The 13,152-nt window shown below is 67.4% G+C and carries 15 protein-coding genes; 5 read left to right on the forward strand and 10 right to left on the reverse strand.

Annotated elements, in window-relative coordinates; all coding sequences use genetic code 11:
* Positions 1-118 precede the first annotated feature (118 nt).
* Positions 119-328 (reverse strand): hypothetical protein, encoded by a 210-nt coding sequence (locus tag GIY23_RS05040; RefSeq protein ID WP_154075586.1) that lies wholly within the window; start codon positions 326-328, stop codon positions 119-121.
* Between the two features lie 180 nt (positions 329-508).
* Between GIY23_RS05040 and GIY23_RS05045 the strand changes: the two genes are divergently transcribed.
* From GIY23_RS05045 to GIY23_RS05055, 3 genes are all read left to right on the forward strand, one after another.
* Positions 509-697, forward strand: a complete 189-nt coding sequence (locus tag GIY23_RS05045; protein ID WP_187352028.1) for a hypothetical protein — start codon at positions 509-511, stop codon at positions 695-697.
* A gap of 5 nt (positions 698-702) precedes the next feature.
* The gene (locus GIY23_RS05050; RefSeq protein WP_222850241.1) at positions 703-1,800 is read left to right on the forward strand and encodes a maleylacetate reductase; all 1,098 of its coding nucleotides are present in this window, start codon (positions 703-705) and stop codon (positions 1,798-1,800) included.
* Positions 1,801-1,996: 196 nt separating this feature from the next.
* Positions 1,997-2,578 carry a plasmid pRiA4b ORF-3 family protein gene (locus GIY23_RS05055; protein WP_154075587.1) on the forward strand — a complete coding sequence of 194 codons (582 nt, stop codon included), beginning with the start codon at positions 1,997-1,999 and terminating at the stop codon, positions 2,576-2,578.
* 91 nt (positions 2,579-2,669) lie between these two features.
* On the opposite strand, the gene GIY23_RS05060 is transcribed toward GIY23_RS05055, so the two are convergent.
* The 4 genes from GIY23_RS05060 to GIY23_RS05075 form a co-directional block, all read right to left on the reverse strand.
* Positions 2,670-3,239: an STM3941 family protein gene (locus GIY23_RS05060; protein WP_323847501.1), complete on the reverse strand. Its 570-nt coding sequence runs from the start codon at positions 3,237-3,239 to the stop codon at positions 2,670-2,672.
* A gap of 182 nt (positions 3,240-3,421) precedes the next feature.
* The gene (locus GIY23_RS05065) at positions 3,422-3,640 is read right to left on the reverse strand and encodes a hypothetical protein (protein WP_154075589.1); all 219 of its coding nucleotides are present in this window, start codon (positions 3,638-3,640) and stop codon (positions 3,422-3,424) included.
* Between the two features lie 383 nt (positions 3,641-4,023).
* A complete protein-coding gene (katG, locus tag GIY23_RS05070; RefSeq protein WP_154075590.1) occupies positions 4,024-6,231 on the reverse strand; it encodes a catalase/peroxidase HPI in 2,208 nt (735 codons plus the stop codon).
* Positions 6,224-6,664, reverse strand: a complete 441-nt coding sequence (locus GIY23_RS05075) for a Fur family transcriptional regulator (protein WP_154078628.1) — start codon at positions 6,662-6,664, stop codon at positions 6,224-6,226. Before GIY23_RS05075 ends, katG begins: the two co-directional genes overlap by 8 nt.
* Positions 6,665-6,951: 287 nt before the next feature.
* Between GIY23_RS05075 and GIY23_RS05080 the strand changes: the two genes are divergently transcribed.
* Both GIY23_RS05080 and GIY23_RS05085 read left to right on the forward strand, forming a co-directional pair.
* Positions 6,952-7,464: a VOC family protein gene (locus GIY23_RS05080; protein WP_154075591.1), complete on the forward strand. Its 513-nt coding sequence runs from the start codon at positions 6,952-6,954 to the stop codon at positions 7,462-7,464.
* 70 nt (positions 7,465-7,534) lie between these two features.
* A complete protein-coding gene (locus GIY23_RS05085; RefSeq protein ID WP_154075592.1) occupies positions 7,535-7,963 on the forward strand; it encodes a DoxX family protein in 429 nt (142 codons plus the stop codon).
* A gap of 29 nt (positions 7,964-7,992) precedes the next feature.
* Here the strand turns inward: GIY23_RS05085 and GIY23_RS05090 are convergent, their stop codons facing one another.
* From GIY23_RS05090 to betT, 5 genes are all read right to left on the reverse strand, one after another.
* A complete protein-coding gene (locus GIY23_RS05090) occupies positions 7,993-8,424 on the reverse strand; it encodes a VOC family protein (protein ID WP_154075593.1) in 432 nt (143 codons plus the stop codon).
* Positions 8,425-8,672: 248 nt separating this feature from the next.
* Complete coding sequence (locus GIY23_RS05095) at positions 8,673-9,779, reverse strand: serine/threonine-protein kinase (RefSeq protein WP_154075594.1); 1,107 nt, start codon at positions 9,777-9,779, stop codon at positions 8,673-8,675.
* Positions 9,780-9,786: 7 nt separating this feature from the next.
* Positions 9,787-10,356 (reverse strand): hypothetical protein, encoded by a 570-nt coding sequence (locus tag GIY23_RS05100; protein WP_154075595.1) that lies wholly within the window; start codon positions 10,354-10,356, stop codon positions 9,787-9,789.
* A gap of 243 nt (positions 10,357-10,599) precedes the next feature.
* Entirely contained in the window at positions 10,600-10,755 is a 156-nt protein-coding gene (locus GIY23_RS22610) for a DUF6131 family protein (RefSeq protein ID WP_187352030.1), read from the reverse strand.
* Positions 10,756-10,913: 158 nt separating this feature from the next.
* Positions 10,914-13,034, reverse strand: coding sequence for a choline BCCT transporter BetT (betT, locus tag GIY23_RS05105; protein ID WP_407646831.1), 2,121 nt, complete (start codon positions 13,032-13,034; stop codon positions 10,914-10,916).
* Positions 13,035-13,152: the final 118 nt, after the last annotated feature.

Genomic DNA, 13,152 nt, shown 5'->3' on the forward strand with positions numbered 1-13,152 from the left:
GTTCCGTTGCGGGAATGGGGTTGCGCCAGGGGTTCACACCGTCGGGTGCGACTGCATCTCGCAGAAGCGCGAGGGCTGGAATAACCACACCAGCCTGAATCTTCTAGGCGAGGCGATGTTAACCGATGTCATCGGCCGGTCGAACCGGGGCGGCTCGGTCGCCGATGGTGCCGTGCCAGGACTCGGTGAGGACGTCGAGCATCTGCTCGTGCTGCACACTCCAGCGGCCCGGGGTCCAGTGGCGGGCGACGCGGTCGAGCTCGGTGATGGCGGTTGCGCTGCGCAGGCCTGGTGGCCACCACGGCGACGCGGTCGGGTATGACGGCAACCGACGAGGCGCGTGCTGCGCTGGTGGCCGAGCTGGTCGAGGCCGGGCGCGGAGACCGAGTACTGCTCGCAGTGTTTCCAGGACACTGACCTGGTCCTTCGTGTTCGAGTAAGCTCTCCCACCTTCCACCCCTCTGACCAGGGCCGACGCCGACCGGCGTCGGCCCTGGTTTACTGCGATGTGGTTGATGTCGATGGCACCTACGCCAGGTGGCTCGATGGCATCGGCGCCGAGTTCGTGCTGCTGCGTCCGGACTTCTACGTCGCAGAGACTGCCCACGACCCGGTGCGTCTGCGCTCCCATCTCGGTACGGTCCTCAATGGACTGCACCTGACGACCGGTCGCCCGGTGGCGGCCGCAGCTCGATGAAAGTGATGAACCGGATGAGTCTGCATTTCGACCACGTCACCCTCGGCCAGCGGGTGCGGTTCGGGACGAACCGCGCCGCGGACAACCTCGCCGCGGAAGTGAATCGGCTCGGCGCCGAGCGAGTCATGGTGATCGCCGCACCGACCGAATCCGCCATCGCCGACTCCGTCACCGGACACATCGATGTGGCTGTGCGCCACGACGACGTCGCCCCGCACGTGCCGCTCGACAAGGCAGCGAAGGCCCGGGCGGTCGCCTCCGACAACGGCATCGATCTGCTCGTCTGTATCGGCGGCGGCTCGACCACCGGATTGGCCAAAGCCGTGGCGATGACGACCGCACTGCCGATCGTGGCTGTGCCCACCACCTACGCCGGGTCCGAGGCCACCAACGTGTGGGGGTTGACCGAATCGGCCCGCAAGACCACCGGCGTCGACGACACTGTCCTGCCGACCACCGTGATCTACGACGCGGCGCTGACGCTGTCGCTGCCGGTGGAGTTGTCGATCGCCTCCGGGCTCAACGGCATGGCGCACTGCATCGACTCGATGTGGGCGCCGCGTGCGGACCCGATCAACCAGGCCATGGCAGGGGAGGGAATCCGCGCACTCGCCAACGGCCTGCCCGCTCTCCGGCAGGATCCGCACGATCTGTCCGGCAGGGAACAGACGTTGTACGGGGCGTATCTGTCCGCAGTGGCGTTCGCTTCCGCCGGTTCCGGTTTGCATCACAAGATCTGCCACGTCCTCGGCGGCGCCTACAACCTGCCGCACGCCGAAACGCACGCCACGGTCCTGCCGTACGTCCTCGCCTTCAACGGCCCCGCAGCGCCGGAAGCCGAGGCACGCATCGCCACGGCATTCGGCGCCGCGGCGGCCATCGAGGGCCTCGATGCGCTGCGAGACAAGGTGAACGCGCCGCGAGCATTGCAGGACCACGGTATGGCCGAAGAGGCGATTCCCGAGGCCGCAGAGCTGATCCTGCCCGCCGTTCCCGAATCGAATCCTCGGCCGGTCCGTGAAGCCGATCTGGACAGACTCCTGCGCGCAGCCCACACGGGCGCCGCCGCCACTACGTGTGGAACAGCAGCGTGCAAGGCGTAGGAATCGGAACGCCGCGCTCGCGCAGACTTTGGCCCACGGTGCCTGCGGTGACGTCCATGCGTGCGGCGGCCAGCGACCCGCTCCTGGTGGTAGAGCCTGCCCGCGTCGTCGATCTGCTCCTGGCACGGGCCGGGTGGAGCCGGTTCGGGGACGCCCTGAGTGTGCTGCGAGTATCGGCGGCATCGCGAAGCCAAGGGTGACCGCGAAGACGAAGATCTTCCGAATTGAGATCGTGCTGGTCGACGTGGCGCCGTTGGTGCGTCGTGTGGTTGAGGTTCCGGGCGAGATGAGCCTGGCGATGCTGCATGCGGTCGTGCAGGAGGCGATGGGTTGGGAACACGCGCACCTGCACGAGTTCGGGGTGGGGGGCGTCCGCTATGGGATGCCGGACCCGGGCTGGGATGCCGGCGTCGCCGACGAATCGAGGACCAAGCTGTTCCGCCTGGTTGCCGCCGGTGATCGCATGGACTACGTCTACGACTTCGGGGACGGCTGGGAGCATGCCCTTCGCGTGGAGGATGTCGTCGATGCCGAGCCCGGCGTTCGCTACCCGCGATGCGTGGACGGGCAGGGGGCGTGTCCACCCGAGGATGTCGGTGGTGTTCCCGGCTACCAACTCTTCCTGGAAACCCTCGCCGATCCGGCTCATCCCGACCACGACGACCAGACCGCGTGGTGGGGTGGTGACCGGTTCGATGCCGCCTCGTTCGACCTGGCCGCCGCCGACCGGGCTCTCGAGGGGCTGGCATGGGCGCCGCTGGCGGCGGTGAAGTCCTGATCGGTCTGGGTTGGGCCGCGGCATTCTGTGCAGGAAGATCAGCGAGGCTTCCACGTTGATGCGGGAGCGTTCGCAGCGCAGAAGGTTCCGTTTACAGGCTGCTGGCGTGCTCGCCCCACAGCGTGCGGTTGATCTCGCGTTCCAGCTCGCTGACGGGCACCGGAAGCAGGGTTTGCGGGATGTGGATCGGCGTGGTCATCATCTTGAGGTTCGCCCGCAGCGCCAGCTTCTTGAGACCTGACGTCCTCGCCACTACGGCTTCCGGTTCCCGCACCTGAATGCTGAGCATCCGTTGCCAGCCCATGGAGATCTCCATGACGAGCTCGATATCGCTCCAAGGAATGAAGCCGACGGCAGCGGCTGACGCGTGGTCGTACAGACCTGTGCTGTCGAGCACCACGGCGGGCTTGGGCGCCACGAGCCGCGTCACGCCCCAGAGCAGGCAGGCGCCGAAGAACAGGATGCTGAGCGCTCCGAACGCGAGCACCAGCTCGGGCGGGCGCGAACTCGAGCCGGGTTGTGCGTTCAGCGCTGTGGAACACATCCACACACCGACCGCCACGAAGGCCGCCGCGCCCAGCACGAGCAGCGCCAGCTTTCCCCGGCTCTGGGACACGACGAACCGGTAGTCGTCCTGGCCCGGTTGCCCGGCTCGATACACCTTGCTCAACGACGACTCCCCTCATGGCTGGCTTCCACCGCAGCACTTCGACCCGACGCGAGCGCGGTCGGCAGGTCACCGTATCGATCTGGCACTGCGTGGCCCGCGTCGGCCCCGGTCGGCGAGGTTCCGGCCGTACCGACTCCGAGAGAAGCCTTCGTGTCGCTACGCGTGAGGTGTTCCTACGTCGACCCGACCAAGTACGTGGCCGTCGAGACCGTCGACATGGCACCAGTCAATCCGAGGAGAACCCAGCCCGTGCGCCGCAGCCAACCCATGATGGCGGCCCGGATCATGAGGAAGCCGATGAACCACGGAAGGGCCCACGCCGCGAAGAACAGGCCGATGAAATCGTGGCGGGTCGCACCAGGGTCGGGATCGTGGGGATCGACACCGCCCATCGTGGTGTCCACATAGGCCGCCCAGCCGGGCCAGGCCCGAGAGCATGATCAGGCCGCCGATGATGATGCCCACGATCCGCAGCGGCTTGAAGTCGACGGCGCGTGCCGCGCTGCCGTGATCAGCAGCCATCGAGCTGCGCGCCTGTTGTACTACTCAAACTGGTTCCCTCGGTGACGCCGCTGGAGCGAGCTGGTCCGCAGCATGGTGATCGTTACGACGATACGGGCGAAGCGACGAGCCCGTGGTGATCCACGTGCTTCGTCGTCGGCCCAGCGTCGGCGCCGACAACCGGTGCCACACGTCCTCAACCGGGGCAGCAGCAACACGAGTTCGCCCCGGCGCCGGAACTCGGCGCCGGGGCGAACGTTGCGTAGGAGCGGGATCAGGCGAGGTCGAAACGGTCGAGGTTCATGACCTTGTCCCACGCCGCCACGAAGTCGTGCACGAACTTCTCCTTGGCGTCGTCGGAGGCGTAGACCTCGGCGACCGCCCGCAGCTCGGAGTTCGAGCCGAAGACCAGATCCACTCGGCTGCCGGTCCACTGGACCTTGCCGGAGGCGTCACGAGCCTCGAACTGCTCGGAGGACTCGTCGGTCGGCGTCCACGTCGTGCCCATGTCGAGGAGGTTGACGAAGAAGTCGTTGGTGAGCGCACCGGGCTTGTCGGTGAGCGCACCCAGTTTCGAGTCTCCGTGGTTCGCGCCGAGCACGCGCAGACCGCCGAGGAGCACCGTCATCTCCGGTGCGCTCAGGGTGAGCAGGTTCGCCCGGTCGACGAGCAGGTGCTCGGCCGGAAGCGCACGGCCCTTGCCGAGGTAGTTGCGGAACCCGTCCGCGGCAGGCTCGAGGTAGGAGAACGAGTCCACATCGGTCTGTTCCGCCGTCGAGTCGCCGCGGCCCGGGGTGAACGGAACCGTGAGGTCGAATCCGGCGGACTTGGCGGCCCGCTCGACACCGACGCACCCGGCGAGCACGACGAGATCCGCGAACGAGATCTGCTTGGCGCCCGCGTTGAAGGACTGCTGGATGCCCTCCACCGTGCTGAGCACCGTAGCGAGCTCGTCCGGCTCGTTGACCTCCCAGCTGCGCTGCGGCTCGAGGCGGATACGTCCGCCGTTGGCGCCGCCGCGCTTGTCGCTGCCGCGGAACGTCGAAGCCGAGGCCCACGCGGTGGAGACCAGCTGCCGCACCGTCAGCCCGGAGTCGGCGATCGTGGCCTTCAGCTCGGCGATCTCCGCGTCACCGACCAGCTCGTGGTCGGGCTTGGGAACCGGGTCCTGCCAGATCATCTCCTCGGAGGGAACCTCCGAACCGAGGTAGAGGTCGGCTGGGCCCATGTCGCGGTGGGTCAACTTGAACCAGGCGCGGGCGAAAGCGTCCGCGAACTCCTCCGGGTTCTCCCAGAATCGCCGCGAGATCGGCTCGTAGATCGGGTCGAGCTTGAGCGAGAGGTCCGTGGTGAGCATGTTCGGCGCGATCTTCTGCGACGAGTCGTGGGCGTGCGGGACGGTGCCCTCACCGGCGCCGTCCTTCGGCTTCCACTGCCAGGCGCCACCCGGGCCCTGGAACAGCTCCCACTCGTAGCCGAACAGGTTGCTGAAGAAGCCGTTGCTCCACTGGATCGGCGTCGACGTCCAGGTGACTTCGAGACCGCTGGTGATGGCGTCGGCGCCCTTGCCGGAGCCGTAGCTGCTCTGCCAGCCGAGGCCCTGCGCTTCGAGCGGGGCCGCTTCGGTGTTGGGGCCGAGGTTCGAGTCCGGTGCAGCGCCGTGGGTCTTGCCGAACGTGTGGCCACCGGCGATCAGGGCGACGGTTTCCTCGTCGTTCATCGCCATCCGGCCGAACGTCTCGCGGATGTCGCGGGCCGCGGCCACCGGGTCCGGCTTGCCTTCCGGGCCCTCCGGGTTCACGTAGATCAGACCCATGTGGGTCGCGCCCAGCGGCTTCTCCAGGTCCCGCTGCTCCCCGCCGGAGATGCGCTGCTCGCTACCGAGCCAGGTGGTCTCGGAACCCCAGTACACGTCGCCTTCGGGCTCCCATGCGTCCTCCCGGCCACCGGCGAAGCCGAAGGTTTTCAATCCCATCGACTCCAGCGACACGTTGCCGGTCAGGATCAGCAGGTCGGCCCAGGACAGCTTGCGGCCGTACTTCTGCTTGACCGGCCACAGCAGCCGGCGAGCCTTGTCCAGGCTGACGTTGTCCGGCCAGCTGTTCAGCGGCGCGAACCGCTGCTGGCCGCTGCCTGCGCCGCCGCGCCCGTCGCTGACGCGGTAGGTGCCCGCGCTGTGCCAGGCCATCCGGATCATCAGCGGGCCGTAGTGCCCGAAGTCGGCGGGCCACCACTCCTGTGAAGTCTTCAGCACCTCCTCGATGTCGCGCTTCACGGCGGGAAGGTCCAGCGTCTTGAACGCCTCGGCGTAGTCGAAGTCCTCGCCCATCGGGTCGGTCGCGGCCGGGTTCTTGGCGAGGATCTTCAGGTTGAGCCGATTCGGCCACCAGTAGTTGTTGCCGTCTCCCCGCGTCGGGTGCGGCAGCTGGTCGCCGTGCGCGACCGGGCAGCCGCCGGTGGTCGCCTCAGCGCTGTCAGTCATCGGAGCTCCTTCGTGGATCATTCGGGCGTTCGGGAAGCGATTCGGGGACGCAGGCCGAGCACAGCCCCCAGTAGATGACCTCGGCTTCGTCGATCTCGAAGCCGTGGGCATCGGACTCGGTCAAACAGGGCGCCGCGCCCACGGCGCAATCGACATCGGCGATCGCGCCGCACGACCGGCACACGACGTGGTGGTGGTTGTCGCCGACGCGTGTCTCGTAGCGGGCCACGGTTCCCATCGGCTGAATCCGTCGTAGTAACCCCGCGATCGTCAGCGCGCGCAGCACGTCGTAGACCGCCTGGTGCGAGACCTTGGGAAGATCGTCGCGCACGGCGCCGATGATCGTGTCCGTGTTGGCGTGCGGATGGTCGTGCACGGCGGAGAGCACCGCTACCCGAGGACGCGTCACGCGAAGCGAGGCCTCGCGCAGCATGCGCTCGTAGTTCGCGGCTGCCGTGGACATGCGCCATAGTCTGCTCGATTTTCTGGAATCAATCAAGTGTCGCTGGCGGGTCCGTCGCGGCCCCTGCGCCTCGGCTCGTCGCACGCACCGTGGAGTCCACAGTCGACGGTTCGGGGCTGCGAGCGATGGGTGCCCGCGCTGCGGACGCGCGGGTCGCCCCACGTGGGACAGTTAGTTGAAACTTCATATAAGTCCCGTATCGTGGGCCCGGCATCCTCTCCGCGGCCCTGCACCGTCCGACTCGAAGGGGGCGACTCATGAGCATCGCGGCTGTTCGGCTCAACCACGCCGTGCTGTTCGTCACCGACCTGGAACGTTCCGTGCGCTTCTGGAACGACGCTTTCGGCATGGAGATCGTCGCCAGGGAGCCGCGTGCCAACGCCGCGTTCTTGCGGTTGTCGCGCTCGGGGAACCATCACGACCTCGGGCTTTTCGGCCTCGGCGAGACAGCGTCGCCGAAGCCGTCGCGCAGCGTCGGTCTGTATCACCTGGCCTGGCAGGTCGACACCATCGACGAGCTGGAGCAGGCTCGCCAGACCCTTGCCGAACTCGGTGCTTTCCACGGTGAATCCAGCCACGGCGCGACGAAGAGCGTCTACGGCGCGGACCCGGACGGAAACGAGTTCGAAGTCATGTGGATGCTGCCTCGCGAAGACTGGGGCGCCTACGAGAACGCGGCGCCGGTGGACAGGCTCGACATGGCGGGCGAGGTGCAACGGTGGAGCGGCGTGCGCACGGCCGGTCGCGTCGCCGCCGGAGACCTGAGCTGAGTCCACGGACACAGCGTTGTTGTCCGGAAATCCCGGCCGAGACCACGAACACCGCAACGAAGGAGAAGTCATGCCCGCACCGTCCGGCAGGATGCACGACCTGGCGATCCTGCTGGCCCGGCTCGTTGTCGGCGCCGTGTTCGTCGCCCACGGTTGGCAGAAGTTCTTTCAGTGGGGGATCAACGGAACAGCCGAGTCGTTCGGCCAGATGGGCATTCCCCTTCCCGGGGTCGCGGCGTGGGCCGTGGCACTGATCGAAACGCTCGGTGGCCTCGCGCTGATGCTCGGCGCGGCATTGCCGGTGGCCGGTGTGCTGTTGGCCCTCACCATGCTCGGAGCACTGTTCGTGGCGCACCTCTCGAGCGGCTTTTTCGCCAGCGACGGAGGATTCGAGTACGTGCTGGTCCTGGCCGTGGTCGCGTTGGTGCTCAGTTCCCGAGGCGGAGCATGGAGCGTGGACAGGGTGCTGCTCCGGCGCAGCGCAGCGACCACGACCTGATCGCCGTTCCGGCGACTCCCAGGCTCTCGTCAAGCGGCGAAAACCTGGGAGTCGTCGGCGAACGCCTTGAACTCCAGGGCGTTTCCCGCCGGGTCGAGGAGGAACATCGTCCACTGCTCGCCGCGCTCGCCCTCGAAGCGCACAGTGGGCTCGATGACGAACTCGGTTCCTGCCGCGTGCAGCCGCTCGGCGAGTGCGTGGAACTCGGGCACCGTCAAGATCAGTCCGAAGTGCGGTACCGGGACGTCGTGGCCGTCGACCGGATTGTGCACTCGCTGCGGCCGATCGGGCGCCAGATGAGTGACGAACTGGTGGCCGTGCAGGCTCCAATCCACCCAGCTTTCCGAGCTTCGGCCCTGCTCCAGGCCGAGGACCTCGCCGTAGAAGTGACGTGCGGCGTCGAGGTCGTCGACCGGCATGGCGAGATGGAACCGGGGGATCGGGGAGTCGAGAACAGTCATGGTCGCCTGCCTTTCCGTCGCCGCTGACCTTACGCGTGAGCCTTTTTGGTGCCTATAGCCACCAAAAAGGCTCACGCGAGGTTCGTCGGCGTTCGCCGGTGCCTTGCCGAGCTGGTGCGTGGCTCAGATCCCATCGACCGCACGGCGTGATCGGAAGTTCGTGGGTAGGTTTCGCGCGTGGCCAGCGTTGCGGTCGGGGGCGTGAGTCTTTGTGGTGGTCATAGGCACCAAAAAGGCTCACGCCGCGGTTAGCGCATGACGACGGTGTAGGCGGCGAAGCCGGCTACGACGAGCAGAACGGCCGCGGCCGCGATGATCATCGCGAGGCCGAGCCAGCGGCGTACGGCCCCGGAGTCTTCCTGGTCGAGGTCCGGATCGGTGGTGCTCGTTCGCGGTGTGCCGGTGTCGGACTGTGGCGGAGGCTGCGGCGGCAGTGCCTTGGTTCCGTCGGAGCCGGAGAGGTTCACCGTGCGGTCCTCCGGGCTCGCCGTCTTCGCACTCACGGCGGAGAGCAGTTCCGAACGCAGGTGCGTCGCCGACCGGTGCCGCTCGTCCGGATCCTTGGCGAGCGCGCGCAGGATCACCGCCTGCAGTTCCGGACTGACGTCGGGGTTGATCTCGCGCGGGGGCACGGGGGTGGAACGCACGTGCTGGTAGGCCATCGCGACGGCCTCCGTACCCGGGAACGGCGGGTCTCCCGTGACCATCAGGTAGAGGCAACATCCCAGTGCGTACAGGTCCGTCCGCGCGTCCAGCTGCCCGCCCTGCACCTGCTCGGGCGCGATGTAGGCCGGGGTCCCTCGCACCTCGCCGGTGGTCGTGCGGAACGCGCTGCCCGCCATTCGCGCCAGGCCGAAATCGAGCACCGTCACCGTGTCGTCGCCGCGCAGCATGATGTTGCCCGGGCTGATGTCCCGGTGGATCACGCCGGTTTCGTGCGCGGCGTTCAGCGCGCGGCACACCTGCTCGGCGATGGTGACCGCCACGTCGTCGGCCAGCGGGCCGTCCCGTCCGACACGACTGCGCAGCGATTCTCCGTCAAGGTGTTCCATCACGACGAAGACGGACTCGGTCGGCGGCGAGCCGGCTTCCGACACGCCGATGTCGTGGACGGCCACCACGTTCGGATGATCGATGGCCGCGGCGGCCCGTGCCTCTCGGCGAAGCCGTTCCCCGTGTTCGGGATTGTCGTGCGGCTCGGCGGGAATCAGCTTGATCGCCACGGTTCGGTCGAGTTCGCGATCCCGTCCCAGGTGTACTTCGGACATGCCGCCCGTGCCGAGCAGCCGCGTGATCTCGTAGCGGCCACGGAGAACTCGCGGGCGCTCGGGTCCGGCGTCGTCGATCGCGGCCATCTCGTCTCTACAGGTCCTTGGTTCGTTCGGGTTCGCCGCCCTCGATCATCTCGTCGAACAGGTAGCGGTAGTCGACCATCGCCTGCCGCAGCCGTTCGGTCGACGCGCCGTCCTGCTCGTTGTCGACCGCCACCGAGTGGGCCGCGCGGAAGTGCTCGACGAGTTCGGGATAGTCGACCGAGACGAGCTTCGCGCGGTCCTCGAACTGCTCCACCGGATACCCGCGGTCGCGCATCACCTGCAGTACCAGGAGGTCGGCATCGCGCAGACCCGCACTGGGCGTGTCGACGAACTTCGCCTGCGCGGACTCCCAGGATTTGCCGAAACGCTCGCGTTGTTCCGGAGTGAGGTGGTGGATCGAGAGTTCACGCCGACGCTGCAACCGTGCCTGCAGCTCCGCCTCGCCCTTGTGCCGGCCGTGGGCGTGCACGACCCGGTCGTACTCGCCTCCGAAGTGGTCGCGCAGCGCTGTCGTGCGCCGGTTCGCCCGGGCTCGGCCCATCAGGTAAAGGACGATTCCGATGGCCAGCACGACGGCCGCGACGATCGCGATCACCAGTACGACGTTCGTCTGCACGAAACCTCCCTCGTCCGACGGCGGCGGAGATTTCTGCCGATCGTAGGCAGGCCGACGCCCCGTACCTGCGTCGTACCCTCGAAAGAGTGACCGCAAACAAGAGAGTGTGCGGGTCGGCCTGGGTGGGTGGTCGGTGACAGGGACGCTGATCTCGCGGTCGGCTGCGGGGTCGTCGACATCAGGAGGCGCACCACCTCGTGTCGACGCTGTCCGCGCCGGCCACGAGGTGAGCACCCGCTCGAGTCAGAACCAGTGACTTCGCCCGCCGACCTTCGTTCCGACTCGGCCCAGGACGGCGAGGACGACGCCCACGACGAGTAGCACGCCGCCGATCGTCGTCAGGATCGAGATCTGTGCGAGCAGACCGATAATCAGAAGGATGACACCCAGGGTGATCATTGAATGCACTCCGTTGTCGTCGAAAGCGGTTTCTGGGCACGGTGTACCCACTGAAGCGCCCTGAATCACTCCAACGAGTGTTATTTCTGGCTGCTGGCAGCCACACATGCTTCTCACGTCCGTTGACCAGCGAGAGTGACGGAGCTCCGCCTCCCGGACTACCGTGGCTCTTCGGGGCCACGGACCTCGGCGGTGCCGGGACCGTGGTCGGGCAGCACCGAGGCGGCTGTGGTCTCGCGGTGCAGCCGCAGGAACTCGAGATGCCGCTCGTACTGGTCCAAGACGTCGCCGAGTAGCTGTTCCTTGCTGTACCCCATGACGTCGTAGCCCTGACTGCCCTCGGTCAGATGCACCTCGAATCGCACGTAGGTGTCGGCTTCGCCGCCCGACGACGCGGCGAAGGAGGGCGTGGACGTCTCACTCGGCCACAGTCGGTAGCTGAACTCCTCTTCCGTGCCCATCGGAACCCGCAGTTCCAGGTGCGGCACGCCGATCTCCTCGTCGACCCATTCGGTGACCGACGCGCCCGCACCCTGCACGCGCAGTTCCTCGGCCACCTCCCGCAGGACCGGCCCGGACACCCGCTCGGTGAACCCGGTGGCGGTTCGCCGGTCGGGGTAGCTCATCACCCTGGCCAGCCGCTGCCGCCAGTTCCGGTTCGCGCCCGCGCGATCGCTCGTGGTTCGTTCGGACAGTGAGGACGGCAGCGTCGTGTGGAACGCGTCCTGCCGGAACCGCTCGACCCGCAGGGCCCGGTACACCCCCCACATGATCAGGAACATCACGAACGAGAACGGCAGGCCCATGATGATCGTCGCGTTGGTCAGCGCCTCCACGCCGCCGACGAGGAGCATCCCGATGGTGAGCAGACCGGTGGCCGACGCCCAGAAGACGCGCAGCCATGCCGCGGAGTCGGTCAGCGGGGTCGGCAGGTGCGAGCACAGGTTCGACATCACCAGCGAGCCGGAGTCGGCCGAGGTGACGTAGAGCAGCAGCCCGACGAAGGTGGCCAGCCCGGCGCTGAACGTCACCCCCGGGTACTGCGCGAGCAGCTCGTAGAAGCCCTGTTCCGGGGCGTTCATGGCGGTCTCGCCGAACTGTGCGTTGCCCCGGCGCACCACACCCAGCGCACTGTTGCCGAAGACGGACAGAAAGGTGAGCGTGAACAGGAACGGCACGATCAGCGTCGCCGCGACGAACTGCCGGATGGTGCGTCCCCGCGAGATCCGGGCGAGGAACAGTCCGACGAACGGGGCCCAGGCGATCCACCACGCCCAGAAGAACAGCGTCCAGGAGTTGAGCCACTCGGTCGGCTGATCGTAGGCGAACGTGTTCAGCGTCATCGCCGGGAAGCGGCTGAGGTAGTCGCCGATGTTGAGGATGAGCCCGTTGAGCAGCCGGATCGGGTTCTCCAGGACCAGCACGTAGAGCATCAGTCCGACCGCGAGCACCACGTTGAGCTGGGACAGGCGCCGGATGCCGCGGTCGACACCGGCCACCGCCGACACGGTGGTCATGACGACCGCGAGCACGATCAAGCCGATCTGGGCCGGAACTCCTTCGGGGATGCCGAACAGGAAGTTCAGGCCGAAGTTGAGCTGCACGACGCCGATCCCGAGCGACACGGAGATGCCGAAGACCGTGCCGACCACGGCCGCGAGGTCGACGGCGTCACCGATCCGGCCGTGCACGCGCTTGCCGATGAGCGGATACAGGGCGGAGCGGATGGCCAGCGGCAGGTGGTACCGGAAGGCGAAGTACCCGAGCACCAAGCCCATCAGCGCGTACATCGCCCAGCCCGTGATGCCGTAGTGGAACAGAGTCCACACGACGCCTTGCCTGGCGGCCTCGACGGTCTGCGGCGAGCCCTCGGGTGGCGCGAGGTAGTGGCTCACCGGGCCGGAGACGGAGAAGAACATCAAGTCGACGCCGATCCCCGCCGCGAACAGCATCGAGGCCCATGCGAACACGCCGAAGTCCGGAGTGGAGTGCTGCGGCCCGAGCTTCACCGTTCCGTATCGGGACGCCGCGACGAACACCACGAACGCGAGGAACAGCGTCGCGGCGAGGAAGTAGTACCAGCCGAAGCCCCTGGAGATCCAGGTGACGACGGTGCCGATCGTGGTCGAGGCGCCTTGGGGCGTGATGATCGCCCAGACCGAGACGGCGAGGATCAGAACCGAGGAACCGACGAAGACCAGCGGCTTGAGCCGAGCCTCCTGCGTGTCGTCCGGGATCGGCTCGGCCGCCGTGCTGTCGTTGTCGCTCTGGGTCGACACACCGCTCACCCTTCCTGCGGATATCGGTCGAACGTGTGATCCGGCTCATCATGCACGCCGGTCCGCGCTGTGTCAGGCGCTCGTCGGGAAGTGCGGTTGCCGCGTGCTCGTCCGGCCG

It is taken from the genome of Allosaccharopolyspora coralli (assembly GCF_009664835.1).
In the GTDB taxonomy this organism is placed as follows: domain Bacteria; phylum Actinomycetota; class Actinomycetes; order Mycobacteriales; family Pseudonocardiaceae; genus Allosaccharopolyspora; species Allosaccharopolyspora coralli.

Excerpts from the sequence above, each read along its gene's own strand:
- GIY23_RS05050 (WP_222850241.1), top strand. The coding sequence starts at position 703 with ATGAACCGGATGAGTCTGCATTTCGACCACGTCACCCTCGGCCAGCGG.
- GIY23_RS05065 (WP_154075589.1), bottom strand. The coding sequence starts at position 3,640 with ATGGGCGGTGTCGATCCCCACGATCCCGACCCTGGTGCGACCCGCCAC.
- katG (WP_154075590.1), bottom strand. The coding sequence starts at position 6,231 with ATGACTGACAGCGCTGAGGCGACCACCGGCGGCTGCCCGGTCGCGCAC.
- GIY23_RS05075 (WP_154078628.1), bottom strand. The coding sequence starts at position 6,664 with ATGCTGCGCGAGGCCTCGCTTCGCGTGACGCGTCCTCGGGTAGCGGTG.
- GIY23_RS05080 (WP_154075591.1), top strand. The coding sequence starts at position 6,952 with ATGAGCATCGCGGCTGTTCGGCTCAACCACGCCGTGCTGTTCGTCACC.
- GIY23_RS05085 (WP_154075592.1), top strand. The coding sequence starts at position 7,535 with ATGCCCGCACCGTCCGGCAGGATGCACGACCTGGCGATCCTGCTGGCC.
- GIY23_RS05090 (WP_154075593.1), bottom strand. The coding sequence starts at position 8,424 with ATGACTGTTCTCGACTCCCCGATCCCCCGGTTCCATCTCGCCATGCCG.
- GIY23_RS05095 (WP_154075594.1), bottom strand. The coding sequence starts at position 9,779 with ATGGCCGCGATCGACGACGCCGGACCCGAGCGCCCGCGAGTTCTCCGT.
- GIY23_RS22610 (WP_187352030.1), bottom strand. The coding sequence starts at position 10,755 with ATGATCACCCTGGGTGTCATCCTTCTGATTATCGGTCTGCTCGCACAG.